Annotated in this window: 33 protein-coding genes and 1 tRNA gene; 26 read left to right on the top strand and 8 right to left on the bottom strand. The window is 35.3% G+C overall.

Annotated elements, in window-relative coordinates:
• Positions 1-65 precede the first annotated feature (65 nt).
• The 3 genes from H6W52_RS04525 to H6W52_RS04515 all read left to right on the top strand — a co-directional run bounded on the left by H6W52_RS04525 (position 66) and on the right by H6W52_RS04515 (position 1,869).
• Positions 66-227, top strand: a complete 162-nt coding sequence (locus tag H6W52_RS04525; RefSeq protein ID WP_157967227.1) for a bacteriocin-like protein — start codon at positions 66-68, stop codon at positions 225-227.
• A 181-nt stretch (positions 228-408) separates the two neighbouring features.
• Entirely contained in the window at positions 409-1,143 is a 735-nt protein-coding gene (locus H6W52_RS04520) for a DUF4241 domain-containing protein (RefSeq protein ID WP_116095984.1), read from the top strand.
• 39 nt (positions 1,144-1,182) lie between these two features.
• Positions 1,183-1,869 carry an SMUG2 DNA glycosylase family protein gene (locus H6W52_RS04515; RefSeq protein WP_116095985.1) on the top strand — a complete coding sequence of 229 codons (687 nt, stop codon included), beginning with the start codon at positions 1,183-1,185 and terminating at the stop codon, positions 1,867-1,869.
• A gap of 189 nt (positions 1,870-2,058) precedes the next feature.
• On the opposite strand, the gene H6W52_RS04510 is transcribed toward H6W52_RS04515, so the two are convergent.
• From H6W52_RS04510 to H6W52_RS04500, 3 genes are read right to left on the bottom strand one after another with little or no spacing between them, the layout of a single operon-like run.
• A complete protein-coding gene (locus tag H6W52_RS04510) occupies positions 2,059-2,886 on the bottom strand; it encodes a T9SS type A sorting domain-containing protein (protein ID WP_116095986.1) in 828 nt (275 codons plus the stop codon).
• A gap of 24 nt (positions 2,887-2,910) precedes the next feature.
• Positions 2,911-3,456, bottom strand: a complete 546-nt coding sequence (locus tag H6W52_RS04505) for a phage tail protein (protein ID WP_116095987.1) — start codon at positions 3,454-3,456, stop codon at positions 2,911-2,913.
• Between the two features lie 36 nt (positions 3,457-3,492).
• Entirely contained in the window at positions 3,493-4,038 is a 546-nt protein-coding gene (locus H6W52_RS04500) for a phage tail protein (protein WP_116095988.1), read from the bottom strand.
• A 270-nt stretch (positions 4,039-4,308) separates the two neighbouring features.
• Here H6W52_RS04500 and H6W52_RS04495 point away from each other — a divergent pair, with 270 nt between their 5' ends.
• From H6W52_RS04495 to H6W52_RS04435, 13 genes are all read left to right on the top strand, one after another.
• Positions 4,309-5,073 carry an enoyl-CoA hydratase/isomerase family protein gene (locus H6W52_RS04495; protein ID WP_116095989.1) on the top strand — a complete coding sequence of 255 codons (765 nt, stop codon included), beginning with the start codon at positions 4,309-4,311 and terminating at the stop codon, positions 5,071-5,073.
• Positions 5,074-5,193: 120 nt separating this feature from the next.
• A complete protein-coding gene (locus tag H6W52_RS04490) occupies positions 5,194-5,811 on the top strand; it encodes a hypothetical protein (protein ID WP_108411091.1) in 618 nt (205 codons plus the stop codon).
• 145 nt (positions 5,812-5,956) lie between these two features.
• Positions 5,957-6,352, top strand: a complete 396-nt coding sequence (locus H6W52_RS04485) for a hypothetical protein (RefSeq protein ID WP_185216484.1) — start codon at positions 5,957-5,959, stop codon at positions 6,350-6,352.
• A complete protein-coding gene (locus H6W52_RS04480) occupies positions 6,349-6,639 on the top strand; it encodes a winged helix-turn-helix domain-containing protein (protein ID WP_076395182.1) in 291 nt (96 codons plus the stop codon). The genes H6W52_RS04485 and H6W52_RS04480 overlap by 4 nt, the downstream gene beginning before the upstream one ends.
• A 66-nt stretch (positions 6,640-6,705) precedes the next feature.
• Positions 6,706-6,996, top strand: coding sequence for a hypothetical protein (locus H6W52_RS04475; RefSeq protein ID WP_116095991.1), 291 nt, complete (start codon positions 6,706-6,708; stop codon positions 6,994-6,996).
• A 23-nt stretch (positions 6,997-7,019) separates the two neighbouring features.
• Positions 7,020-7,859 carry a metallophosphoesterase gene (locus tag H6W52_RS04470; protein WP_116095992.1) on the top strand — a complete coding sequence of 280 codons (840 nt, stop codon included), beginning with the start codon at positions 7,020-7,022 and terminating at the stop codon, positions 7,857-7,859.
• Positions 7,860-8,234, top strand: a complete 375-nt coding sequence (locus tag H6W52_RS04465; RefSeq protein ID WP_116095993.1) for a hypothetical protein — start codon at positions 7,860-7,862, stop codon at positions 8,232-8,234.
• 11 nt (positions 8,235-8,245) lie between these two features.
• Positions 8,246-8,560: a hypothetical protein gene (locus H6W52_RS04460; protein WP_116095994.1), complete on the top strand. Its 315-nt coding sequence runs from the start codon at positions 8,246-8,248 to the stop codon at positions 8,558-8,560.
• A gap of 3 nt (positions 8,561-8,563) precedes the next feature.
• A complete protein-coding gene (locus tag H6W52_RS04455; protein ID WP_116095995.1) occupies positions 8,564-9,049 on the top strand; it encodes a Coq4 family protein in 486 nt (161 codons plus the stop codon).
• A gap of 2 nt (positions 9,050-9,051) precedes the next feature.
• Positions 9,052-9,342: a hypothetical protein gene (locus H6W52_RS04450; protein WP_116095996.1), complete on the top strand. Its 291-nt coding sequence runs from the start codon at positions 9,052-9,054 to the stop codon at positions 9,340-9,342.
• A gap of 8 nt (positions 9,343-9,350) precedes the next feature.
• Positions 9,351-10,727, top strand: a complete 1,377-nt coding sequence (locus H6W52_RS04445; RefSeq protein WP_116095997.1) for a DUF4153 domain-containing protein — start codon at positions 9,351-9,353, stop codon at positions 10,725-10,727.
• Positions 10,728-10,895: 168 nt separating this feature from the next.
• A complete protein-coding gene (locus tag H6W52_RS04440; protein ID WP_116095998.1) occupies positions 10,896-11,435 on the top strand; it encodes a hypothetical protein in 540 nt (179 codons plus the stop codon).
• A gap of 52 nt (positions 11,436-11,487) precedes the next feature.
• Positions 11,488-12,000: a hypothetical protein gene (locus H6W52_RS04435; protein ID WP_116095999.1), complete on the top strand. Its 513-nt coding sequence runs from the start codon at positions 11,488-11,490 to the stop codon at positions 11,998-12,000.
• A 77-nt stretch (positions 12,001-12,077) separates the two neighbouring features.
• On the opposite strand, the gene H6W52_RS04430 is transcribed toward H6W52_RS04435, so the two are convergent.
• From H6W52_RS04430 to H6W52_RS04420, 3 genes are read right to left on the bottom strand one after another with little or no spacing between them, the layout of a single operon-like run.
• Positions 12,078-12,761, bottom strand: a complete 684-nt coding sequence (locus H6W52_RS04430; RefSeq protein ID WP_116096000.1) for an FKBP-type peptidyl-prolyl cis-trans isomerase — start codon at positions 12,759-12,761, stop codon at positions 12,078-12,080.
• A gap of 29 nt (positions 12,762-12,790) precedes the next feature.
• On the bottom strand, positions 12,791-13,240 hold the full coding sequence (gene dtd, locus H6W52_RS04425; protein WP_116096001.1) for a D-aminoacyl-tRNA deacylase: 450 nt from the start codon (positions 13,238-13,240) through the stop codon (positions 12,791-12,793).
• 9 nt (positions 13,241-13,249) lie between these two features.
• Positions 13,250-13,621, bottom strand: a complete 372-nt coding sequence (locus H6W52_RS04420) for a helix-turn-helix domain-containing protein (RefSeq protein WP_116096002.1) — start codon at positions 13,619-13,621, stop codon at positions 13,250-13,252.
• Positions 13,622-13,783: 162 nt separating this feature from the next.
• On the opposite strand from H6W52_RS04420, the gene H6W52_RS04415 reads away from it, so the two are divergent.
• From H6W52_RS04415 to H6W52_RS04405, 3 genes are read left to right on the top strand one after another with little or no spacing between them, the layout of a single operon-like run.
• The gene (locus H6W52_RS04415) at positions 13,784-15,643 is read left to right on the top strand and encodes a hypothetical protein (protein WP_185216482.1); all 1,860 of its coding nucleotides are present in this window, start codon (positions 13,784-13,786) and stop codon (positions 15,641-15,643) included.
• A gap of 5 nt (positions 15,644-15,648) precedes the next feature.
• Entirely contained in the window at positions 15,649-16,143 is a 495-nt protein-coding gene (locus tag H6W52_RS04410) for a hypothetical protein (protein WP_116100178.1), read from the top strand.
• 12 nt (positions 16,144-16,155) lie between these two features.
• Entirely contained in the window at positions 16,156-16,779 is a 624-nt protein-coding gene (locus H6W52_RS04405; RefSeq protein WP_185216480.1) for a hypothetical protein, read from the top strand.
• 36 nt (positions 16,780-16,815) lie between these two features.
• Here H6W52_RS04405 and H6W52_RS04400 read toward each other — a convergent pair whose 3' ends face one another.
• On the bottom strand, positions 16,816-17,268 hold the full coding sequence (locus H6W52_RS04400) for a hypothetical protein (protein WP_116100140.1): 453 nt from the start codon (positions 17,266-17,268) through the stop codon (positions 16,816-16,818).
• Positions 17,269-17,377: 109 nt separating this feature from the next.
• Here H6W52_RS04400 and greA point away from each other — a divergent pair, with 109 nt between their 5' ends.
• The 7 genes from greA (at position 17,378) to H6W52_RS04365 (ending at position 23,353) form a co-directional block, all read left to right on the top strand.
• Positions 17,378-17,848, top strand: a complete 471-nt coding sequence (greA, locus tag H6W52_RS04395; protein WP_076395207.1) for a transcription elongation factor GreA — start codon at positions 17,378-17,380, stop codon at positions 17,846-17,848.
• 54 nt (positions 17,849-17,902) lie between these two features.
• Positions 17,903-18,292, top strand: a complete 390-nt coding sequence (locus H6W52_RS04390) for an HIT family protein (RefSeq protein WP_116100139.1) — start codon at positions 17,903-17,905, stop codon at positions 18,290-18,292.
• Positions 18,293-18,366: 74 nt separating this feature from the next.
• A complete protein-coding gene (clpX, locus tag H6W52_RS04385) occupies positions 18,367-19,554 on the top strand; it encodes an ATP-dependent Clp protease ATP-binding subunit ClpX (protein WP_116100138.1) in 1,188 nt (395 codons plus the stop codon).
• A 77-nt stretch (positions 19,555-19,631) separates the two neighbouring features.
• A complete protein-coding gene (locus H6W52_RS04380; RefSeq protein ID WP_116100137.1) occupies positions 19,632-21,659 on the top strand; it encodes a T9SS type A sorting domain-containing protein in 2,028 nt (675 codons plus the stop codon).
• 6 nt (positions 21,660-21,665) lie between these two features.
• On the top strand, positions 21,666-21,887 hold the full coding sequence (locus H6W52_RS04375; RefSeq protein WP_087712083.1) for a signal peptidase: 222 nt from the start codon (positions 21,666-21,668) through the stop codon (positions 21,885-21,887).
• A gap of 61 nt (positions 21,888-21,948) precedes the next feature.
• The gene (locus H6W52_RS04370) at positions 21,949-23,235 is read left to right on the top strand and encodes a TlpA family protein disulfide reductase (RefSeq protein ID WP_116100136.1); all 1,287 of its coding nucleotides are present in this window, start codon (positions 21,949-21,951) and stop codon (positions 23,233-23,235) included.
• Positions 23,236-23,279: 44 nt separating this feature from the next.
• Positions 23,280-23,353 (top strand) — tRNA-Met (locus H6W52_RS04365).
• Between the two features lie 177 nt (positions 23,354-23,530).
• On the opposite strand, the gene H6W52_RS04360 is transcribed toward H6W52_RS04365, so the two are convergent.
• Positions 23,531-23,701: transposase (locus tag H6W52_RS04360; protein WP_185216478.1), on the bottom strand; the 171-nt coding region annotated here is incomplete at its 5' end.

Here is a 23,701-nt window from a genome sequence, read left to right as displayed (position 1 = left end):
CTAACTTTAGGATGCGAAATCCGAAAAGCATAAAGAGTAGGAACAATCATTAAAACTAAATCATTATGAAAAACTTAAAAAAACTCTCAAGACCAGAATTGAGAGCCATTGAAGGATCTGGTCCTAATTGGTCTTGTACACCAACTTCGTGTCCTAAAGGAAGCTGCTGTATTCCCGGAAGCTGGCCGACTACTCCAAGAGCGTGCGTTATTTGTGCAGGTTCTTAGTCGTACAAATAAATTTCATGTATCATTTTAATTAGCCTGTTTCGGTTAAAATAATTCTAAACTCCCTTTCAGCTTATGTTGAAAGGGTTTTTTATAATCTTATGTTAAAAACTTCATGATATTTGATACCCTTATTTTTATTCCTTATTTTCAGGCTTAATTATATCATAAAACAAAAGAAATGAACGAAAACTGGCTACAGAAATATGAAGAAGTAAAAGATGTTCTCATATGCCCGACGGATTTGGAAACCTATTTTACGTCTGATGAAATTGCAGGACAGCCATTGGAAACGATAGAGATCGGAAATGTTTCTCTTCCTTCCGGTAAAATAGTGGTGAGAGATCCTCTTGTTGATCTGAACGGAAACCAATCGCCGTATTTTATTCAGGCTCCGAAAGGTGATTTTCCTGTAACCATTGCTGTGGTAAAGTCAGAAGACTGGGGTGACAGATATGCTGTTGTTAAAGTAGAATTTACGAAAGAAAAACCCATTGTATATAGGGAAGCTTTGGTTGGAATTGAAGAATTGGAAGGCGTTACAGAAGATGATTATTTTGGTTTTGGCGTGGATGCGGGTTTAGGCTGTATTACGGATAAAGAAGTGCTTCCTTTTGTGGATAAATTTGTGGACGAAACTGATCTTGACAATTTTTACGATGATTATTTCGCCGGACTTTTTGAGCAAAGCTATAAAGACCATCCGAAAAATCAAAGAGATGCCGGAGATTGGATCAACTGGAAAGTTCCGGATACCAGTTATCATATTCCTATGTTTGCAAGTGGCTTTGGAGACGGTACTTATCCTGTATATTTTGCTTATGATAACAATAACAGTATTTGCGGATTATACATCCAGTTTATAGATATTGAATTAGCCTTAAGCGAAGATGGAGATGAGGATGATGTAGATTAAAAAAGATCAGCCGGATAATTTTTTTCTGACAAACTAAATATGACGAAAACTTTTGCTGAGGAAGTAGTAGAATTTAACCGAAACTTACATTACTCCGGAAATCTTCCCGATGATTTTCAGGTGTTAAATCCTTATCTCGACAATCCCGAAACCATAATTGTCATGGAAAGGTTTTATCAGAAATATTACAATGATTCCAACAAAAGAAAATTTCTGATAGGGATTAATCCAAGTCGTCACGGAGCCGGAGTTACAGGAGTTCCTTTTACAGATACAAAACGTCTGGAAAGCGTGTGCGGAATTAAAATGGAATCTGCTCATACGCATGAAGTTTCCTCAGTATTTATGTATGATGTGATTGAACAGTATGGCGGAGCAGAAAATTTTTATCAGGATGTTTATATAAATTCTCCGTTTCCTTTAGCAATCGTCAGGAAATCGAAAGGTAGCTGGATCAACGCCAATTATTATGATGATAAAGAACTTTTTAAAGATGTAAAAGATTTTATGATTGATTGTTTAAAGAAACATATCACCCTGAATCTCGACATTTCGGAAGTCTTTGTTTTGGGTAAAAAAAATGCAGATTTTATTTCAAAATTAAATAAGGAAGCTAATTTATTTGAAAAAATGACGGTTTTGGAACATCCGAGATACATCCAGCAGTATAAATCCAAAGAGAAACAATTGTATATTGATAAGTACATTCTCTCACTGAAAAATTAAAACTCCCTGAATTTCTCAGAGAGTTTTAGAACGGTGATAATAAATATCGCCAGAACGAGGGAAAACATGATAATCCCCCGATTGCTCAGGGGACATCATCACAATATTATGCTTTAAAATCTTTCATGGTACAATCACCTATCTTAATGAATTTCATGGTTATTAGTTTTTACCTTAACGATAAGCGTATTATTTTTTGATAATTTTATAAGACTCTTTAGAAGACTTTATCGTGTAAACACCTTTTGGAAGATCAGAAATATCAGATTCGTTTGTTCCTTTTTGTGTTTCAATTGTTTTTACCAATTGTCCGCTTTGGCTGTACACCTCAAACTTACTGTTTCCCTCAGTTTTAATGGTAAGTGGACCGCTTGTTGGATTAGGATAAATCCCCGAATCTTTTTTCGATGATCTTACTTCATTGGCAGCTAATACAAGTCCGGTATCTTTTACCCATGTAAATGCATCTAATCCCATATATTGATAACCACCTCCTGCGGTAATTTGTAGCTGATCGATAACGATATTGCTATAATTCTGTCCGTTAAGATTAGTCATGTCTATTAAAGTATATCCATTCGTTGTAGCAATAGAGTTAACAAACCCTGTAGTTTTTGTCTGAGTAAATTTTGTAACTCCGGATAATTTACCTGTAATAGTTAATGTCCCAGTTACAGACTGCGAAGTATTTGCTGCGCCTAAATAAACCCAGAATCTGTTTACTTTAAATAAATTAGATGTTGTCTTAATACTAAAAGAAGTTCCGGCAGATTGGTTACCCGCTCCGGAGTTATCTATATATCTGTTGTCAATTGCGGTACCACTCCATCCAGTCCCCGGATAAGAAGCCTGAATATCGTAAGTATTTACATGCGACAGAATATTGAATATTACACCATTATCAGTAAAGCTTGCGCTTGCATTAGATTCTGTCTCAAATTGTTCCGTACTGGTCTGTCCAAAAGAAAAGACCGAAATAAAAAGAACAGATAAGGTAAAAAGTATAGTACTTTTCATGATTTTAAATTTTTAGGTTGTTAATTATTGTCTTGATGGATATATACCATTTACGCAGATAATATAATTAAGACCAAGGTAAGGTGGCATATTGTTAACAGGCAGGTTCTGACCTGCAAAGGTTACTGAAGCTGAATTGATAGGCGTATCCGGTGCTGCATTTATAAAGCTCGGAACAGCTGTGAAATCTCTTCCTGCCTGAGTTCCCGAAACAGCAATTGATGACGACGATGAAGGCGTTGAAGTTGTTGCGTTAGATTTTGAAACTCTTAGCTGGCTTACTATTGATGGAAGATTTGAGCTTAGCAGAGTGTTGGTAACAGTACCTGCAGCTTCTCCTAATACAACACTTTTACCTGTGTTTGAAGTTCCTGCGCCAACTGGCATACGCCCGTTAAGGTTAGGCAAAGCGAATGTTGTTTTTCCATCTCCGCCATAAACCGATCCCAAGATAGAGAAAAGTGCCTGATTTTGGCTGATATTTAGTATTGAACCGTTGCATAGCATATATCCTCTTGGTGCAAAATTTCCTGCAAAAAGCTTGATGGTTCCAATTAATTCTTCGTCCATGATTATTGTATTTATATTATTAGTACTAGTGTTAAATTAAGGTCTTGAAGGATAAATTCCCTCCACACATATAATGTAGTTGACTCCTAAATATGGAGACATATTGTTAACCGGTAAGTTCTGACCGATAAAAAAAACAGACTGAGGATATAGCATAGTATCCGGAGCTGCATCTATAAAACTCGGAACGGCCAAAAAGTCTCTTCCTGCCTGTGTCCCGCTTACTGCAATCGATGTTGTAGATGTTGGTACAGCTGTTGTCGCATTAGCCGAAGATACTTTTAGCTGACTTGCGAAGCTTGGTAGATTAGAGGCAAGAAGTGTGTTTGTAGGAGTTCCGCTTGCTTCTCCCAATTCATAATACTGCCCTGTTGTAGATTGTCCTGCACTAATTGGAACACGTCCGTTTAGATTGGGTAGAGCAAAAGTTCTGACACCATCACCACCGTAAGTGGTTCCTAAGATCGAGAAAAGAGCAGAGTACTGCGAAATGCTTAGAAGAGCTCCGTTGCAGAACATATAACCTACCGGCGGAAAATTTCCTGCGAACGTCTTGATTACGCCCATTAATTCGTCGTCCATGATAATATAATTTTTCAGTTTTTTTAATTCCTACTCTGTTTATGGCTTTTCGGATGCCGCCAGAAAATCTTTAAAAACTTATGTCGTATTGACATGTCAAAGTAACGGCAATAGCATGATGCATGGTAGAGTAGAAAATACCAAATTGAAGATTCCGTATTTCTACGTAATGAGAATTGTAATGAACACCGGGAGTATAAAAACTTAAATAAAATCTTCCTCAAAATCCCTGTATTTAGTATTTTTGTGTAAATCCAATTAAAACTAAAAATGAACGAATTTGTAGTATCAGAACTGAAGAACAATATTGCCGAAATTACATTCGGAACTCCGAAAAGCAACTCGCTTCCGGGAGCCATTCTTGAAAAACTGGCGCAGACCATTCTTGATGAAGGTGCAAAAGAAGAAGTAAAAGCTATTCTTGTAAAAAGTGAAGGTGAAAAAGCTTTCTGCGCAGGAGCGAGTTTTGATGAACTTCTGGAAATTGAAGAGCTGGAAAAATCAACAAAATTTTTCGGAGGCTTTGCCAAAGTGCTGAATGCGATGAGAAACTGCGGAAAAATAGTCGTGGTAAGAGTTCAGGGTAAAACTACAGGAGGTGGAGTAGGAATTGCGTGCGGTGCAGATTACTGTTTCGCTACCAAAGATTCAGCTTTGGCTTTAACGGAAATAAATCTAGGAATAGGACCTTTCGTGATCGGACCTTATGTGGAAAGAAAAATCGGAAAGTCTCAGTTTTCAGCCATGGCGATTGATGCAGATTTCAGATCGGCAGAATGGGCAGAACAGCACAATATTTATCATTCGGTTTCAGAAACTATTGAAGAAATGGATACCAAGCTGGAAAAATTCCTTCAGACTCTGGCTTCAAGAAGCAGCGATGCTCTGGCTTTAATTAAGAAAGTTTCATGGGAAGGGACAGATCATTTTAATGAACTGATGCCTGCAAGAATCCACATGAGCGCAAGTCTGATTCTGGAAGATTCTGCAAAAAAGAATATTGAATCTATTAAAGAAAGATTAAGAGCAAAGTAATTTATACATTGAGCCGTTGATAAGATCAGCGGCTTTTTTTTGAAATAAATTCTAAATTTCCCAAAAAAATATTTTGCAGATTCAAAATAAATAATAACTTTGTAATTCAAAGTTCTTTTTATGGAATCAAAAAACTATCACGAAGACTTATCACACATTCGCTCTATGATGGAGCGTTCTTCCAGATTTATTTCTTTGAGCGGGTTGTCCGGAGTTGTTGCGGGATTAGCGGCAATTATAGGAGCAGTGTATGTCTATTTTGTTTTTCAGAGAGAGGGAATTGATTATTTTGATGGGGAAAGAAATATTTTCGGACCATCATTAGTGAAAGAACTTGTCATCATCGGCATTGTTATTTTAGGAGTTGCATTGCTCAGTGGTTATATTTTCACAGCCAATAAAAGCAAAAAGAAAGGTTTGAAGATTTGGGATGCAACCACTAAAAGACTTTTGGTTACCTTTGCAGTTCCTTTGGTAACGGGAGGTTTCTTTTGTCTGGCGCTTCTTTATCATCATCTTTTTGTGTTTATTGCTCCGGCAACACTGCTGTTCTATGGACTGGCTTTGGTAAGTGCGGAACGATACACATTAACAGATATAAAATATTTAGGCTATTGCCAGATTGTTTTAGGATTAATTTCTTTGTTCTTTTTAGGATGGGGACTGGTTTTCTGGACGATTGGGTTTGGTGCTTTGCATATCGTGTATGGATTGATAATGCATAAGAAATACAAATAGAATTGTGAAAAAATGGGGGATATTTTTAATCATTATTTTTGCAGTTGTGTTCTGCAAAGCTTATTTATTCCGGATATTTTTTTCATATGACATAATTAAAGAAAGAACGGTTTTAGATATTGCCAACGAGAAACTGAAAAATCGGTTGAAGGAAACTGGAAGTAATAAATCTGTAGAAGATCTCATTCTGGATTCTTTGAAAGAAACTGCTTCTACCCTTAGTTTTTCATTTGATAAATGTGATCATGAAACGGATAAATTAGTAGAAACCAAAAAAGCAAACTGTATCGGTTACCCAGCATTTTTAGCTTCTGTTATTCAGTTTAAATTGAAGCAGAGCGGACTGCAAAATGATTGGAAGGTTCATCATAACGTCGGAGAAATTTATTTAATGAATGAAAATATCAACAGACATTTTAATTCCGGATTTTTCAGAGATCATGATTTTGTAACCGTTGAAAATGTAAAGACAAAGGAAATTATAGGTGTTGATGCAACAGTGTATGATTATTTCAGAATAGACAGGACAAAATTAAAATGATAAATATAAATCAACTCAACAAAGAATTCGAAAGCCGTGTAAGATTGGGCATTATGTCTGTTCTCATGGTAAACGACTGGGTTGATTTCTCAGAAATGAAAAGCCTGCTGGAAATTACGGACGGAAATCTTGCCAGTCACAGCAACGCGCTGGAAAAAGCAGCATATATAGAAGTGAAGAAAGAATTTGTGGGCAAGAAACCCAAAACATCGTATCGCGTAACCCAAAGTGGAAGAGAAGCCTTTACAGAACATCTTAATGCTTTGGAAAAATTACTCGGAAAATAAGAGTTAAATTTTTTTATTTTCAAACTTTGAAACACAAAGTACTTTTAATATTTTAAAATGTAAATTATGACTTTAGAAAAACAAAAAACAATCATCATTTTCGCAGTTCCTGCATTATTGATGCTTACGGCATTTTTTGCCAATCTTTTTGCAGAAGGCTGGAACTGGTCTCCTGCTGATTTTATTATTGCCGGAACTTTACTTTTCGGAACTGCATTTTTCATCAATCTTGTCATCCGTTCGAAAAAATCTTTACGGTATAAACTGCTGATCTGCTTTGCGATTTTATTAGCTCTGGCTTTAGTCTGGATCGAATTGGCAGTCGGGCTTTTCGAAACTCCTTTCGCGGGAAGCTAACATTGTAAAAAACTAAAACATAAATGAACAGGAAAACATTTTTAAAAAAGATCTTTCAGCTTTCTGTAATAGGAGCATTCCCTCTTCTCTATTCATGGCAGATTGAACCGTTTTGGCTTGAGTTTGTAGAACGGAAACTTCCAATTAAAAATTTACCCCAAAATCTTGAAGGAAAAATCCTGATGCAGATTTCCGACCTTCATGTTGGAACCCGCTTCGACTGGAATTTCATTATCGATTCTTTTCAGAAAGCTAAAAAATACAATCCGAATTTTGTAGTGTACACAGGAGATTTTGTTAATCATGGAGGAGCTAAAGAAACGGAAGACCTTAAAAAAGTGATGCAACACGCGGTGTTGGGAAATCTGGCAACATTCGGTATCCTGGGAAATCACGACTACGGAAAAGACTGGCAGGATCTTCAGTCGTCCGACAATATCTGCAATATTCTGGAAGGCTTCGGAATCACAATGCTGAATAATACGCAACAGGAAAGCAACGGACTGAATTTTATCGGTTTTGAAGATTTATGGTCGCCCAATTTTGCACCGCAGAAAGTGATGAAAGATTATGATCCTTCCAAGGCAAATATTATTCTCTGTCATAATCCCGATGCCTGTGATAAAGATATCTGGAATGGTTATCAGGGTTGGATTCTGAGCGGACATACGCATGGAGGACAATGCAGAATTCCCGGAGTCATTACGCCTCTGCTTCCCGTGAAAAACAGAAAATATATTTCCGGAGAAATTGATCTTGAAGATGGAAGAATGCTTTATATCAACCGTGCTTTGGGACATTCTTTTCAGGTTCGCTTTATGGTGCGTCCGGAAATTACGGTTTTTACTTTAAGACAAGGATAAATGACAAAACTAGGACTAAAAATTTTTGTATTGGGAATATTGGTGATCATCATTTTCACCATAGATTATCCTTTAAGAGAAAAAACACTGTATGGTAAATACGTCAATACAAATTACGAAAATCCGATTTGCTGTGTTGAAGCTCCTCATGAACCGGATACTTTGATCTTATTCCGTGACGGACATTTTGAAAGCGGATTTTATGGGAAAGGTCGGTTTGAGGTTAGTAACGGGCTTGTTTCCAGAATTATATTGCATTATATAAGTGATGGAGAACCGGCATTAGGTAATACTTATTTTTCGAATAAACTTTTTGAAAAGCCAAAAATTATTCTGAATGCAGACATGAATCATGTCTATACTAAAATCGATTAAAATTATAAACTATGAATGAAAAAACAATCATAATTATCGGAAAAACTCTGTTTTGGCTTTCATTTATTTTAGGAAGCATCTCTTTGTTCGGGTATGCTCTCACTAAAAATAATTTACTTGCTGAAGGTGGAATTTTGGTTTTGGAATATGGATTTGTAGTTAATATGATTGTTCTTGTTACTCTATTAATCTACGGAATTGTTCATAAGAGTAAACTCAATGCCTGTCTTAAATCTTCAGGAATTATGCTGATTAATATTCCCATAGCAATAATTTATATCATTATTGGAGTTCAGCTTGTTTCAATTAATTTTTTAAACTCATAAACTATGAAAAAAATACGCGTCAAATTTCTTCTATTTGTCTATAATAAAACCCAGAAACTGTACAGAACCTATTTCAAGAAAAAGAAAAGGCAGTGGCAGTTTACCGAAAAACAACTGCTGGAGTTTCAGGAAGATTCTCTGGGCAGAAAATTGGGAGAATTTTATAAAAAACATGGTTTCACAATGATTCCCAAAATGGAAAATCACGATGTTCATCACCTCATTACAGGATGCGGAACCAATTTTGAGGACGAAATCGCTATGCAGTTTCTCCTGTTAGGAAACGGAAAACTCAACGCCCATCTTTTGGCAGCGATTGTTTTGGGTAGCCTCATTTTACCGGAATATTACAAAATCTACATCAAAGCCTACAAAAAAGGACAAAATATGCGTCCGTTTTACCAGTGGGATTTTGAAGCTTTGCTCTGGCAGAATTTTGAGCATCTGAAAGATTTCATTCAACAGAAGAATACCGCTGTTTTGCATTAATCATGGAAAGCGTAAAATTTAGTCCCGTCGGAAAAAGTCTGTTTCTGATTTCGTGGCTGCTTGGAACCATCATCTTATTGGCATTCTGGATCTCCAAATCTTGGTTTCTTGTCTGGCTCGGATTTTATTATGTCGTTATTGCCATTGTTGTCAACATCATTGTTTTTTGCTCCGAATTGCTGACTTTTTTAACCGATGTTTCAGATAAAAAATCTCACGGAAACTCAGCTTTGCTGATTTTGTTGAATATTCCGATTGCCGCCTTTTACTTTTTTATTTTCACCAACATTTAAACTAACCTATGAAAACACATCACTATATATTTCTTACGACCCTGCTTTTTGTTATTGTATTTTATGATCAGAATGTAGGTCTCAATCTCGGAATTATCGGAATTATTTATGCCGTGCTTACTTTCTTCAGAACACCTGAACGAAACCGAACCAAAACGTTTATTTTTCTTTTTGCAACGAGCATTATTTCGAGTGCTGCGTTTGCGTGGTACGGAGATTTTCCGTCCTTTCTGGCGGTTGTCAGTTCACTGTTATTGTTAGGATACAGATCCCGAAACCGAAGAATGAAAATCCTTTTGCTGGTTCCGGTGTTTGTGACAAACTGCTTTACAGAGTTTTTCAGAATTCTGAATTTTGATGCGTGGCTTCCTAAAAGAAACGTTTCCAGTTTGTGGCAGAAAACACTGGCTTTTGTCATAATTCCTTTAATTCTGATCTCCGTTTTCTTTGGAATCTATTCCGCAGGAAGCGATCATTTTGCCAATTTATTCACCAATGTGGAGCTTGATGTCAATTTCTGGCAGCTTTTTGCTATGATTGTTTTAGGCTTTTTTATCGCATTCAATTACTGGAATTTCGCCGTTGAACGTTTTATTTACAAAAGCAACAGATTGCTGGATAACAATTTCGGAGAGAAAGATAAAATTCAGAAAGCCACCTATTCTTTTCTTGATCTGGATGCAGAAAGAATGAGCGGCGTAATTTCTTTATTTGCGCTGAATATTCTGCTCGTCTTTTTCATCATCACCTACAACTATGAACAGTTTTACGAGTCAGTAAAAAGTCCTGTAAAACTCTCCGAAGAAACACATGAAAGAGTAAATGCAGTCATTCTGTCGATCATCATGTCGATTCTGGTGATCATGTTTTACTTTAAATCGAATTTCAATTTTGATCCGAAAGCCGGATTGATGAAAATGTTAGCCAAAGTCTGGATTTTCCTGAATGCCGTTCTCGTTATTTCTGCCATGGTGAAAAACTCAGAATACATCATCAATTATGGTTTTACCTACAAAAGACTGGGTGTTTATGCATTTTTGATATTGGCTTTAATTGGCTTGGTCACCACTTTTATTAAAATTCAGAAGCAGAAGAGAAACGTTTTCCTTTTCAATACGATGGCTTGGTATATTTACGGAGTAATCCTTGTTTGCAGCTACATCAATTGGGGCGGAATCATTACTTCTGAAAATATGAAACGTAAAGACTTTGCTTTAAACTACCATAAAACTCAAATTAATTTCAGTGAGAAGCGATTGCTGAATTATGCCGAAGAACATCACAACGATGCCTTAAAATCTGAAATTCTGAATTTAGAAAGAGTGAAATTCCAACAAAATGAAACATTTCTTTCTCAGGTTTTGTATTACCAGAATTTAAAGTAAGAAGATCTTCGGTCAAACCTCACAGGTTTCAAAAACCTGTGAGGTTTTTTTAATCAATCAGAAAAGATTGTTATTAAAAAATCATCTTAAATAATCAATGGAACAATTTTGGCATCTCCATAAACTTTAAAATCAAGGCGGTTTATACCGCACTTAAAAATTATTATTATGAAAAAATCCTTATTGCTCATCCCATTATTTATTATTTCCTGTAAAAAAGAATCTGCTCTTGCTGAAACCCAGAAGAATGATTCAGTAATCGTAAGCGAGCAACCCGATACTGCTCCGAAAATGGATTCCGCAGCCGTAAAGATGAAGGATTCCGTAATCAACAATGCACCGAAAACAAAAGAAGTTCTTAAAACAGGAGTGATGAGAACGGTAAAGGATGGTAAAATTACCAGAACTGTAGATGCAGAACAGTTTCCGATTACTTTAGGAGAAGAATTTACGAAAGACGGACAGGAATTTACTCTTAAAATCATCAATTTCGATCAATCTAAAATAAAGGCAAAAATTTCGACCAATGAAAAGGATTTCAACATCCGCTTTAACCAGATCAAGCTTCCCAATGGAGATTTCGACGGACCTTTCGGAAGAGAAATTACTTATGATGTAAAAGATAAAGGTGAAGTCTGGCTGATCATCGGCAAAAGCAATATGGCTTCCGGTAATACCAAAGGCAGTTTTACCGTAAGTGTAGAATAATTTTCATCATTTTGGTACAGTTTATGCAAACAAAACTTTAAAATTTATCATTATGAAAAATATATTTTTGACGGCGGCAGTAGCTTCAGTAGCTCTTGTAAGTTGTGGAACGGTGCAGTCGTTGGTTCAGAATACATTTCCTTATACAGCCAATGTGTTAGTTTCCACAGGAGTTCCTGCTGATAAAGAAGTTTCTTCCACTTCCACCGCTTCTAATGTTCAGACGTGGTTTGGAGGGAATAACAATGCAAAAATTAAAGACGTAAGAATATCGGATGCAAAAGTTTCTGTTGTTTCTCCTACAGGAGGAAGCCTGAATGCTTTCAAATCCATAAAAGTATACATTTCATCCAGCGGAACGGCCGAAAGACTGGTTGCTTCTAGAACTAATATCTCTACCGATGCTTCAAGTTTGAATCTTGATCTTGCAACTTCAGGATTTCTGGATGAGGTAGTAAAAAGTACGGGGGTTACCGTAAGAACGGTTTATGAACTGAAGAACCAGACAAGTTCTGACATGAACCTTAGAATCGCACTAAATTTCAGCAGCGTTCCTGCGAATTAGTTTTTTTATAAAAGTTTATTTTAAAAAACGTCTTTCAGATTTCTGAAAGACGTTTTTGCTGTTTTTTATAGAAAAGATTATTTAAAATCTACCAGTTCCACATCAAAAATAAGGGTTGCTCCCGGAGGAATTACGCCACCTGCTCCGTTGTCTCCATAAGCAAGATCAGCCGGAATGTAGAATCTGTATTTTGCACCCTTCGACATCAGTTGGATTCCTTCTGTCCATCCTTTGATCACCCCTGAAATATTTAATTCGATCGGTTGTCCTCCGTTTTTATCTGTAGAGTCGAAAACGGTTCCGTCCATTAATTTTCCGGTGTATTTTACGTTTGCAGTACTTGAAGCAGTTGGTTTTGCTTTGCCGTCACCTTCTTTAAGAATTTCATATTGCAAACCGCTTGCTGTGGTTTTTATGTTCTTGTTCAGTTTATTTTTAGCTAAAAACTCAGCACCTTTTTTTTTGTTTTCCTCTGCTTTTACTTTTGCTTCAGCCTGTTTTTTTTCGTTCTGCTTCTGCATAAAGCCCTGCAAAAAGGCTCCCATTTCTTCTTTCGGGAATAAACTTGGCTTATCTCCGAAAGCATCTTTAAAACCTTGTGCCAATAATTCAGGATCTGCCGGAAAGCCCTGCTTCTTCATGTTTTCAGCAATATCTAGACCGATGTAGTAAGAAGCTTTCTGCTCGTCTGTATAAGATTTCTGAGCGAATGCAAGATTTACTCCTGTTAAAAGAACTAAGGTAAATAACGTTTTTTTCATTGTTGAATGTAAATATATTTTCTGCGAATTTAAGCTTTTGTAACGGAATCCATCACAATTGTTACCGGTCCGTCATTAATTAACGAAACTTTCATGTCTGCTCCGAAAATTCCGCTCTCGGTTTTCAGTCCGGATTTTGAAATTTCTTCTTTAAAATAATCAAACAAAGGAATGGCTTTATCCGGTTTTGCGGCTTTAATGAAAGAAGGACGGTTTCCTTTTTTGTAATCGGCAATCAGGGTAAACTGACTGATGCATAATATCTCTCCCTGAATATCCTGAACGGAAAGATTCAGTTTGCCATCTTCATCCCCAAAAATCCTGAGGTTTAAGATTTTCTGTACAAGCCAGTCTGCATCGCTTTTTTCATCATTTTCATCAATTCCTACCAGAAGCATTAAACCGTTTCCGATTTCCCCGACCACTTTTCCATCCACTTTTACGCTGGATTCTGAAACTCTTTGTATGACAACTTTCATTACAAATTTTTAGCTGTTTTTTGTTTTCCAGAATTCTACCTGTTCTTTCAGCTCTCGGATGCGCTCTTCATACATTTCAATTACTTTTTCAGATAATTGATTGATGGTGATATGGGTATCATGATGTGTATTTGTTTGAACCGCAGAAGCATTATCTTGATTTGTATTTATATTATTATCTGAGTTAATAAAAAAGTCTTCTGGTTTAATGTCTAAATTTTCACATAGTTTCTCAATATGATTTACCCAAGAGTTTGTTTCACCGGTTTCTATGCGACTGTATGCTGAACGAGAAATTTGCAGCCTTTCAGCCATTTCTTCCTGAGAAAAACCTTTAGTTTCTCTCAATCTTCTTATTTTGCTTCCTATCTGAATGTTCATTATGATTTAATATTATACTGATAACAAAAGTAACAAAAACTATCTTTCCAATTCATAAAATTTATTCCTCCCGAAAAAAGAGAATAGATTCCCGAAAACAGAACAGTAAGGTATCGGAATAAAATATATATTTGAAGCATCAAATTTTTAATTCAATACAAAATGAAAAAATCTTATTTCCTGATGCTTATGGCATTGGTATTATTTCTGGTTAGCTGCCGCACAGAAGATGCCTCATCCGACAGTTTTTCTTCTGAAACTCAAAAAGAAAAAGCGAAGGTTTACCTCATGAAGGACGTTCCTGCTTTTAAAAATTTTTTAGAAACGAAAATAAACTCGTCCAATTACTTTTCAAAATCCAATTCTTACGCTGCATTGCTTTTTGATAATCAGCCTGTAGACGTTGTAAAGAAAGGTAACAAAACATCTTACAGTACTTTTACTAAAAAAGATGATACGGTTTATGAGATACTGGTGTATACTACAGGAGAAAAGGAATCATTCTTTATCGCACAGTATATTTCCAATACGCCAATTCCTTATCTGGATCTTACAACCTTCTCGGGTACTGTACATTATAAGTCTTACAACGGAGAACTTATATCCAGTCTTTCTTTCGAGAACGGGATTGCAAAAACAGCCTCTAAGAATGCTGATAAGACAGCAACTGGCTGTTATACAGTAATTACTACACCTGTCTCCTGTATAGAAGGTTTGCATTTTCCGGGAAAACCCTGTGCTTATGAAGGAACAATTAATGCGGCTTATTACGATACACAAATTATTAACAGTTGTTTTCAGGATGAATTTTATAATGAAATAGGAAATGGAGGAAGCTACGGACCGGATGGAGGTGCAGGAAGTAATCCTGCTTATAGTCTTCCCGCACCGAGTGCTATTAATTATATGCTTACACAGATCGGTATGCAGAGCTTAAATACACAGCAGTTTTCTTATCTGCAAAATCATTTGATGGAAGCGGATAATTTAAGAGCTCATTTTTTAGCAAACCAAAATGTAGATACTGCCAATTTTTTATATTGGGTTTTAACTCACTTTATGAATAATAGCCAGACTGCGGATTATTTTAAAAATCATCTTGATGATCTGGAAAAGATAAAATTGGAAGGAATTGATTACAGTAAATCAGATCAAATACAGATGGCAAATGCTCTTGCGCCTATATTTACGGAATTAATCATTGCGGAACAAAATAATACCGTAAACCAAATAAACGTTCAAAATCCAATATGGAAATTTGCTAAGGACTACATGATTTACCTTATTAAAAATAATGCACCCAAAGCAGTAGAGTATGGAAGAATTATATATGAGCATTCTAATAAATATTTTAAGACCCATCCTAATTCACTTCAAAAAGTAAATGATTTTATAGAATTCATGAAAATCGGTGTATTGGCAGAAGTTCCTATTATAACAAATCCACACTACATGAAATGGACAGATGTTTTAGTATGCTGGCTATTTGAAATAGGTGATTTTCCTGTGAATGATTCCGCAGGATATGGAAATTTACCGACTATTGGTTTCGCCGGTGCGGATTATACGATTAGTGGAGATCCAAGTAGTATCATTCCTATGAGATATTTATCAGCTCATAGAATTAAAAACGGAATTCCTGATGAAAATTCTGTATTAGGTATAAAGAAAAAAGCTATTGATAATATTAAATTAGGAAATTATGAATCTGTTCAAGGAAATTGGATTTTTGGATCGGACGCAACGGTAGATACTATTGTAAAACTAGATGGAATGCAGTTTTGTATAGGTTCTTATCAACCCATTGTCTATATTACACCATTAGGAGGTAACCAATATAAACTTACGTTTATTATTAAAAATAAGACAGGTTGGACATCAGGAACAAGAGGACTGAATGATTATAATGGAGACCCTACCGATGATAGCATAATTACTGACCAACCGAGAGGGACAGGTGTACATTTGGGCGGAACTATTGCCGAAACATTTGGCTGGTACGAAATAATAACTGTAAATTAGAAATTATGAAAAACTTATTTTTGTTGATTTTTATACTGTCTATAGTATCTTGCCAAGATGGTCCCAGAGCTGTATTTAATGAAGAATTTGTAAAAGTAAATCCTAAAACTGAGCTCCCATTTGAAAAGCTGATTGGAGAGTATGGCTTGGATAATGATTCTAAAAGAAGATATGGAATTACCAATAATGATAGTGTGAAACTAATTATTAAGAAAGATTCCAGTTTTATTGCTGAAAATTATTTAGATTATAAGGCTGATAGCTTATTATTGAAAATATATAATGGAAAACTTATTTATACTAATGATTTTAAAGATTCTTTTCTGTATTTAAGACCTAAGGATAATAATTTTATTGGTGGTGGTTCTTTTGATATTTATTATCGTAAAAAAGATAGTGTGTTTGTCTTATATGTATATACACCTTTTATTCCTGCCACAAAAGAAAATAATATGAAGTATAGAGAGGGGGATTATTTGAGATATATAAAAGTGAAATAACTATTGATAAAAATGAAAAAAATATTATTACTGTTAATATTCAGTGTTTCCTTTATAAGTGCACAAAAATATTCATTTGACTATAAAATTGTCTTTAGTAGTTATAATGAAAAAAACAAAAAAAATGAGACAAATATGTCTTATATTCTTAATACGCAAAATCCTTTTTATTATATGCGAATGTTTAATAATAAGAATGGGGTTCTGCATGATTATAAAGAAAAAATTTGTGATATGCACTTTTTTAGGTTTCATAATCAAGATAAAATTAAGTACAAATTCACAAATTCAGAAACATATGTTACTAAAGATGAAAAAATAATCAATAACATTATCGTAGAAAAATTAGATGAAAATAAATATCTCATAAAATGCTTTGAAAATGAAAAAAGTGAAAAATCAAACTTAGAGCTGACTCTCATATTAAAACCAAAAAATGTAGATTTAATTCGGTTTTATTTCTTAGATCTTAGTAACAATATACATCAAAAAATTATTAGTAAGTTGAAAGAAAAGCTAAATGGAGATTATAATTATGTAATTGAAAATTATATTGTTGATTATAAAAATGGTTTTCTAAGACAATATAAAATAGATAAAGTAGAAAAAATAAATCTGAAAATTATAAATTTATAAAAAGAAAACCGCAGAAAATCTCTGCGGTTTTTATTTTTAATAATAAATATTTAAAATTTTCCCAGCAGGATCATAATTGTAAAGGTACGTTTTCGGCTGTACATTGGCTACAGCAGTGGGTTGTCCGGTTAATAAAATCCATTGGGCATTGTCTTTCGGGCAGACAATTCTGATGTTATCCTGAACTTCCAGAGTGGTATTGCTGTCGGGGCAGATGTGAGGCGCGTTTCTGTCGTAGGCTTTAAAAGAATTGTCCGATGCTCTTACCACAATTAGTCCCTTCGTTCCGGATTGCTGCTCATTGATGTAAACCCAGCCACCAACCTGATTCAGTGCGTAGTAAGCAGGGAGGTTCAGATTTAGCGTAACATTGATCGGATTACTTGGAAAGCAACTTACGGTATCTTCACGGCTTCCGCATGAATGTATAGATAAATTACTGAAAATCAATAATGTGATGATAGATAATATTGAAAAAGTTTTTTTCATTTCAATTTAAATTTTTATATATTTGTAAAAATTAAACGATTATTACACGAAAACATTGTCCGGCAAATGTCGGATTATTTTTTTATACTAAAACTAAATTTTGAAAATTATGGCAAGCTATGTTACAAAGGAGGGATTAGAGAAAATGAAAGCTGAGCTGGAACAGTTGGAAACTGTAGAGAGACCAAAAATTACTCAGCAGATCGCAGAAGCAAGAGACAAAGGAGATTTGTCGGAAAATGCAGAATATGATGCGGCAAAAGAAGCTCAGGGAATGCTTGAAATGAGGATTTCTAAGCTGAAAGATGTGATCTCCACTTCAAAAATCATAGACGAAAGTCAGCTCGATACTTCAAAAGTTTCAATTCTTACCACAGTAAGACTTAAAAATAATGCAACCAACCAGGAGCAGGTGTTTACACTGGTTCCTGATAATGAAAGCGACCTGAAATCCGGAAAGATCTCAGTAAACACGCCGATTGCAAAAGGATTGCTTGGAAAGGCGGTAGGAGAAACGGCAGATATTACTTTACCAAACGGAAACAAACTGTCTTTTGAAGTATTGGACATTACCCTGTAATGGAAGAAAAAGAACTGAAGTTTAATTTCTAATCAAAAACATTTTTAAGTAAAAATGAGCACAATATTCACAAAAATCATCAATGGTGAGATCCCCTCATATAAAATTGCCGAAGATGAAAACTTTATTGCATTTCTGGATGCAATGCCTTTAGTAAAAGGACACACGTTGGTTGTTCCCAAAAAAGAAGTTGATTTAATTTTTGATCTGGACAGCGAAGAATACAAAAACCTTTGGGGTTTTTCTCAGGAAGTTGCACAAAAAATTAAAAAGGCAATACCTTGTGTGAGAGTTGGTGTGGCTGTTGTAGGATTAGAAGTTCCTCATGCACATATTCATCTCATTCCGCTTAATACAGTGGAAGATATGAATTTTAAAAATGAGCGACTAAAACTTACGAGTGAAGAATATACAGAGATTCAGAACTCAATAATTAATTCTTAAAAATAAAAGAAACTCGTAAAGCAGATTTTTACGAGTTTCTTTAATCTATACCTTATATATTTAGATATAAAAAAATGAATTCAAACCAATGTTCTTTCTGCGGAAGAAAGAGAAATGAAGTGCAGATGCTGATTTCGGGTCAAAACGGCTTTATTTGCGAAAATTGTATTGAGCAGGCTTATACAATCGTGAAAGACAGCAGTTCAAAATCAGGATATGCTCCGGCAGAAAATATAAACGAACTTAAGAAACCGAAAGAGATTAAAGAATTTCTCGATCAGTACGTAATCGGGCAGGATCAGGCAAAAAAACAATTGTCGATTGCCGTGTACAATCACTACAAAAGATTACTTCACGCTCAGGACGAAAACAGGGAAGTAGAGCTTGAAAAATCAAACATCATTATGATCGGTGAAACGGGAACAGGGAAAACGTTGCTGGCAAAAACCATTGCCAGAGAACTGAATGTTCCTTTCTGTATAGTGGATGCTACGATTTTAACGGAAGCTGGTTATGTAGGTGAAGATGTGGAAAGTATTCTTTCAAGACTTTTAATGGTTGCCGATTATGACGTGGAAAAAGCCGAAAAAGGAATCGTTTTTATTGATGAAATTGATAAAATCGCCAGAAAATCAGACAATCCGAGTATCACAAGAGACGTTTCCGGAGAAGGAGTTCAGCAGGGATTACTGAAATTATTGGAAGGAAGTATTGTGAATGTTCCGCCACAGGGAGGAAGAAAACATCCGGATCAGAAATATATTCAGGTGAATACTCAGAATATCTTGTTTATTGCAGGTGGAGCCTTCGACGGGATCAAAGAGATCATCGAAAGAAGAATGAACAAGCAGGCAATAGGTTTCAGTTCGGAAAAAATTAATAAAACGGATGAAGACGAATACATATTAACGAATATTAATGCCATCGATCTTCGTTCTTTCGGTCTTATCCCTGAACTTTTAGGAAGATTCCCGATCATTACCTATCTTGATAAGCTTACCAAAGAAACAATGGTAAGAATTATGAAAGAACCTAAAAATTCAATAGTAAATCAGTTTATCGAACTTTTTAAAATGGACGGAACAAATCTGAAGTTTACGGATGGAGCCATTGAAAAAATTGTTGAAGAAACTATTGAAAAAGGTTTAGGAGCAAGAGGTTTGAGAGGGACCACAGAAAAGGTGCTTGAGGATTATATGTTTTCTATAGGTGAAGAACAGGAGATCATATTAACAGAGGATAATATTTTTGTTAATAAATAAAATATTTTTGTTTTTTAGTAAAAAAAACATAACTTTGCATTTGAGATATTGTATTAACACACAAATATTTATATACAATGAGAAAAAGTTTATTTGCTATTGGTTTATTGGCAGCTACTTATTCTGTTCAGGCGCAGAATGTTCTAGTACACGTAGATGATGCTGCTACTACGTATGTAAGTGAAGGTACTTTGGTATATAGTGGAGGAGGATTCCAGACCAGAGGAGCTGGTATCGTAGATGTTCATGGGAACATTATGGTAGATGCTTCCTCAGCGGATGCTTTCAAAACAATTACTACTGGTGGTGCTAACAAAACAGATGGTGGAAACATCGTCTTAAGACTTAATACACCAGGAAGTTACGATGCTTCTACTTACGGTCAGCTTTACATTAATGGTATTTCTGCGGCAAATCTTACCGGTGTGGTGAGTAAAGAGTACAGAACGGCTAAAAATGGTAACGGAAACTATTTCCAGCAAATGGCATTACCTTTTGCAGGAAAAGCGTACAGTACCTTATCAACAGAGTTGAACAAGTCTTTCGGTACTACAAGAACTCTTAACAACCCGGGATATGTTAATAATGATTTGATCTTATCATGGAATAACGCAAATGCCGTTTCAGATCATGTTACGAATCTTGCCAACACAACTCCTAATTTTCCAGCATATTACATGTTAGGCTCGAGATCAAACAATCTTGATTTAAGTACTCCACCATCAACTTTACCCACTATTGCACCTACTGCTACAGGTAGTGTTTATACACTAAGCGGTGCTCCGGTGCGTTCTGAAGATCTTACAGCCGTGAGTTTGCAGAATGCAGGAAATGTTTCTTTTGGAACGAACGGTCTTGGGTATAATACTTATGGAGAGCAATATGCAACTTATCTTCAGGATCAGTTCTCTAATACAACAGGAAAATTTGTAGGAAACTTCGGTAAAAATATTTATCAGTTTGGAAATCCTTACTTCACTAATCTTGATTTATCAAGAATTGGATATGTTGAAAACACTGGGGTAACGGATGGAAATGCTGTGTCTAATATTTGGGGAGTAAAATATACAACGGGAACAGTCGTTAGTTATGCTGGAGGAAGCAATGGAGGTGGTGGAACATACACTACCGGAGCTCAGGTTCAGACATATACTACAGGAGGAGTTCCTGTTGGAGATACAGGTTTACTTATCAAACCAATGCAGACTTTCGTGTTGAAATTAAGAGACAACACAGCACAGACATTGAATTTTTCTACTCTTAGAAGATTTAACAGCACTGTTAGAGCTGCAAATGTAGATTATAATGTAAATGCTGCTAAATCTTCAGCGAATACAACCTTCGGACAAAAAGGAACTACCAATACTGTAAAACAGCTTGGAGTAATTGCTCTGGATGTTAATGGGAATGAAGTTGGAAGAACTTATTATGTGGTAAATCCAAACTTTACAACAGGACATCAGACATCGTCTGCAACAACAGTTCAGGCTTCTGCTACAGGAGGGGATGTTATCGGTACTTTTGAAGAAGCTCCAGGTGGAGGTTATGATAATAACAATCTTAACTATTGGTTATATATTAATGAAGCTAACGAAGTTAATTTCTTAGGGAAGAATGTTAAGCTTGTTAATTATAATACCAATGTAGTTAAATCTTATAAATTTGAAGTTAAAGAAAACGGAGAATTGGTAAATAACGGAGTACATCAGTTATCATCAGGAACCGGCTTCTATTATAAAGCAGCTAACGGAAGTTTGCAGCAGGCAATTCAGGGAGGTACCACTTCAGCTATCGCTACTGAAGCGGATCTGTACTATGGAGAGCCATCCGGTATCGTATTAGCAACAAATGATACTAAATCGCCATCAAGAACATTGGTTGTTTACAATCCTGCAATTGATAACTATATCGTTAGATTTGATCCTAATTGGAAAAAAGCAGACATCGAAGTTTATGATATGAGTGGTAAATTAGTAATCTCTAAAAAAGCTGTTGAGACTTCTAGAGACTTCGTAATTGAATTGGATAAAAATATCAAAAATTCTTACGTAGTAAAAGTTGTTTCAGACAAAGGAGATATTGTTAACACAAAAATCTTAAAATAATTGAATATGAAAACTATTAATAAACTGGTCTCTACTTTTTTTCTTTTTGCAATATTATGGGTGAGCGCACAGGCACCACCAAACCCTGGTGATGGGGGAACCGGAGGATCTGGTTCCGGAGGTACTGTAGTATCCTCACCGATAGACATGTATGTGTATGCATTAGGAATTATTGCTGTATTGTTTATTGCATTTTTTACTAAAAGATATACAGCGAAGAAAGCATAAAATTTTATTAAAATAATATTAAACTCTCTGATTACTCGGAGAGTTTTTTTATTTTTACGCTATGAAAAAAATTTTTACAATATCAGCTTTAGCAGCTGCATTTTCATTACAGGCTCAGTTTACAGTCTCCATTCAGGCTCCTGCCGATTTTAAAGACCAAGACGCAATTTTATATACTCTAAACGGTTCTAAAGATATTATTGTAACGAAAGAACAAAGTAAAAATAATACATGGACTTTCAAATATCCCAAGAATTATTTGGGAATGATGAAAGTCTATTTTCCCAACTCCAACAACACGTTCAACTTTATTTCTGAAAATAAAAACGTAAGTGTTAAGCTTGAAACACAGGCTAATAAAATAAAAGATATTATTTATCTTGATGAAGCTAATGATATCATGAGTGAGCTTCAGGAAGGCTCACAGAAGAAGGAACTTATTCTGCCTGCTTTAGCTCAGATCAAAGAATATTATAAAGACAATACGGAGTTTGGAAAAGCATTAAAGACTGAGATCAACAGACTTTCCGGGAATGCTTCAGGAATAGATCAGGCACAGCATCCGTTTATTTATTTTTATAATACCAACTACAGTAAATTTTTGTCTGGCGATGCTTCTAAGAAAATAAATCAGGAAGAAATCATCAATTTTATTGATAAGTCTAACGATATGTTAGAAACATCATCATTATTAAGACCTATTTTAGTAAGTTACCTGAATTCGGGTGGTAATACTAATGTTACAGCCTCAGTGGATAAACTTTTAGACAGACTGAAAGTAGAAACTCCAAGAGGACAAGCAGTACTTTCCGAATTAATCGATATTTTTGATGTATACGATATGCAGGATTTCAAAGATAAATATCTTAATCTTGCTAAAAATCTGAAGTGTACAATTACCGACAGACTTGCTTCCACATTAAAATCTAATGCCAACGTTGAAATGGGAGCTGTTTTCCCTAATTATAAGTTTAATTCACCAGTTAATACTACTGCTAAATCTTTACAGGATATTAAGGCCGATAAAAAGGTAGTTATTTTCTGGTCTTCCACATGTTCTCACTGTGAGAGTGAACTTCCTCAATTATTGGCTAAATATAGCGATTTGAAAGCTAAAAATGTTCAGATTGTTGGTTTATCTTTAGATGTGGATAAGGATTCTTATTCTAAAAAGATTGCAGCATTTCCATGGATAAATGATTCTGAATTTAAAGGTTGGAACAGTACTTACGTAGATACATACAATGTTCATGCAACTCCTACGTATTTTATTTTGGATGCTAACAATAAGATAATCAGCAAACCAGAACATGTTGGTGATGTTTTGGAATATTTTAAGTTAAAATAAATTTGGAGAGAGTAAATATTTTTGTATATTTGCACCACCAAAACGGCGAGGTAGCTCAGTTGGTTAGAGCGCAGGATTCATAACCCTGAGGTCACGGGTTCAATTCCCGTCTTCGCTACAAATAACTGCCGGTTTCGGTAATTTAACTCTCTTTTTTAAGAGAGTTTTTTTGTGCCTTAATTCTGGGTACAACATAGGTACAATATTTTGGGATCATAGCCAAAAGTTGGGGACTAAGCCAAAAGTTTGGCTAATCTGAACAGGAAAAACGCGGATCAATCGCAAAACTTGGGGGCTATGCAAAAAGTTTAGTCAACCTAAATAGGAAGAAAGTTCTGTCTTTTACTCCCCGCAGCTGCATTCTGAAGTTTTTGATTTTGGCATTAAAAGATTCCGCAGCGGCATTGGTGCTTCTTTGATGAAAATAGTTTAAAATATCCCTGTAATGATTCATTATTGTTTTTCT

The sequence above is a fragment of the Chryseobacterium sp. C2(2020) genome, assembly GCF_014218915.1.
In the GTDB taxonomy this organism is placed as follows: Bacteria; Bacteroidota; Bacteroidia; order Flavobacteriales; family Weeksellaceae; genus Chryseobacterium; species Chryseobacterium mucoviscidosis.
Note: the sequence above shows the minus strand (reverse complement) of the source record. Positions and strands in the feature narration are given on the sequence as shown.

Bases quoted from the DNA above. Each gene is read 5' to 3' on its own strand.
- H6W52_RS04525 (WP_157967227.1), top strand. From the start codon at position 66: ATGAAAAACTTAAAAAAACTCTCAAGACCAGAATTGAGAGCCATTGAA.
- H6W52_RS04520 (WP_116095984.1), top strand. From the start codon at position 409: ATGAACGAAAACTGGCTACAGAAATATGAAGAAGTAAAAGATGTTCTC.
- H6W52_RS04515 (WP_116095985.1), top strand. From the start codon at position 1,183: ATGACGAAAACTTTTGCTGAGGAAGTAGTAGAATTTAACCGAAACTTA.
- H6W52_RS04510 (WP_116095986.1), bottom strand. From the start codon at position 2,886: ATGAAAAGTACTATACTTTTTACCTTATCTGTTCTTTTTATTTCGGTC.
- H6W52_RS04505 (WP_116095987.1), bottom strand. From the start codon at position 3,456: ATGGACGAAGAATTAATTGGAACCATCAAGCTTTTTGCAGGAAATTTT.
- H6W52_RS04500 (WP_116095988.1), bottom strand. From the start codon at position 4,038: ATGGACGACGAATTAATGGGCGTAATCAAGACGTTCGCAGGAAATTTT.
- H6W52_RS04495 (WP_116095989.1), top strand. From the start codon at position 4,309: ATGAACGAATTTGTAGTATCAGAACTGAAGAACAATATTGCCGAAATT.
- H6W52_RS04490 (WP_108411091.1), top strand. From the start codon at position 5,194: ATGGAATCAAAAAACTATCACGAAGACTTATCACACATTCGCTCTATG.
- H6W52_RS04480 (WP_076395182.1), top strand. From the start codon at position 6,349: ATGATAAATATAAATCAACTCAACAAAGAATTCGAAAGCCGTGTAAGA.
- H6W52_RS04475 (WP_116095991.1), top strand. From the start codon at position 6,706: ATGACTTTAGAAAAACAAAAAACAATCATCATTTTCGCAGTTCCTGCA.
- H6W52_RS04470 (WP_116095992.1), top strand. From the start codon at position 7,020: ATGAACAGGAAAACATTTTTAAAAAAGATCTTTCAGCTTTCTGTAATA.
- H6W52_RS04465 (WP_116095993.1), top strand. From the start codon at position 7,860: ATGACAAAACTAGGACTAAAAATTTTTGTATTGGGAATATTGGTGATC.
- H6W52_RS04460 (WP_116095994.1), top strand. From the start codon at position 8,246: ATGAATGAAAAAACAATCATAATTATCGGAAAAACTCTGTTTTGGCTT.
- H6W52_RS04455 (WP_116095995.1), top strand. From the start codon at position 8,564: ATGAAAAAAATACGCGTCAAATTTCTTCTATTTGTCTATAATAAAACC.
- H6W52_RS04450 (WP_116095996.1), top strand. From the start codon at position 9,052: ATGGAAAGCGTAAAATTTAGTCCCGTCGGAAAAAGTCTGTTTCTGATT.
- H6W52_RS04445 (WP_116095997.1), top strand. From the start codon at position 9,351: ATGAAAACACATCACTATATATTTCTTACGACCCTGCTTTTTGTTATT.
- H6W52_RS04440 (WP_116095998.1), top strand. From the start codon at position 10,896: ATGAAAAAATCCTTATTGCTCATCCCATTATTTATTATTTCCTGTAAA.
- H6W52_RS04435 (WP_116095999.1), top strand. From the start codon at position 11,488: ATGAAAAATATATTTTTGACGGCGGCAGTAGCTTCAGTAGCTCTTGTA.
- H6W52_RS04430 (WP_116096000.1), bottom strand. From the start codon at position 12,761: ATGAAAAAAACGTTATTTACCTTAGTTCTTTTAACAGGAGTAAATCTT.
- dtd (WP_116096001.1), bottom strand. From the start codon at position 13,240: ATGAAAGTTGTCATACAAAGAGTTTCAGAATCCAGCGTAAAAGTGGAT.
- H6W52_RS04420 (WP_116096002.1), bottom strand. From the start codon at position 13,621: ATGAACATTCAGATAGGAAGCAAAATAAGAAGATTGAGAGAAACTAAA.
- H6W52_RS04415 (WP_185216482.1), top strand. From the start codon at position 13,784: ATGAAAAAATCTTATTTCCTGATGCTTATGGCATTGGTATTATTTCTG.
- H6W52_RS04410 (WP_116100178.1), top strand. From the start codon at position 15,649: ATGAAAAACTTATTTTTGTTGATTTTTATACTGTCTATAGTATCTTGC.
- H6W52_RS04405 (WP_185216480.1), top strand. From the start codon at position 16,156: ATGAAAAAAATATTATTACTGTTAATATTCAGTGTTTCCTTTATAAGT.
- H6W52_RS04400 (WP_116100140.1), bottom strand. From the start codon at position 17,268: ATGAAAAAAACTTTTTCAATATTATCTATCATCACATTATTGATTTTC.
- greA (WP_076395207.1), top strand. From the start codon at position 17,378: ATGGCAAGCTATGTTACAAAGGAGGGATTAGAGAAAATGAAAGCTGAG.
- H6W52_RS04390 (WP_116100139.1), top strand. From the start codon at position 17,903: ATGAGCACAATATTCACAAAAATCATCAATGGTGAGATCCCCTCATAT.
- clpX (WP_116100138.1), top strand. From the start codon at position 18,367: ATGAATTCAAACCAATGTTCTTTCTGCGGAAGAAAGAGAAATGAAGTG.
- H6W52_RS04380 (WP_116100137.1), top strand. From the start codon at position 19,632: ATGAGAAAAAGTTTATTTGCTATTGGTTTATTGGCAGCTACTTATTCT.
- H6W52_RS04375 (WP_087712083.1), top strand. From the start codon at position 21,666: ATGAAAACTATTAATAAACTGGTCTCTACTTTTTTTCTTTTTGCAATA.
- H6W52_RS04370 (WP_116100136.1), top strand. From the start codon at position 21,949: ATGAAAAAAATTTTTACAATATCAGCTTTAGCAGCTGCATTTTCATTA.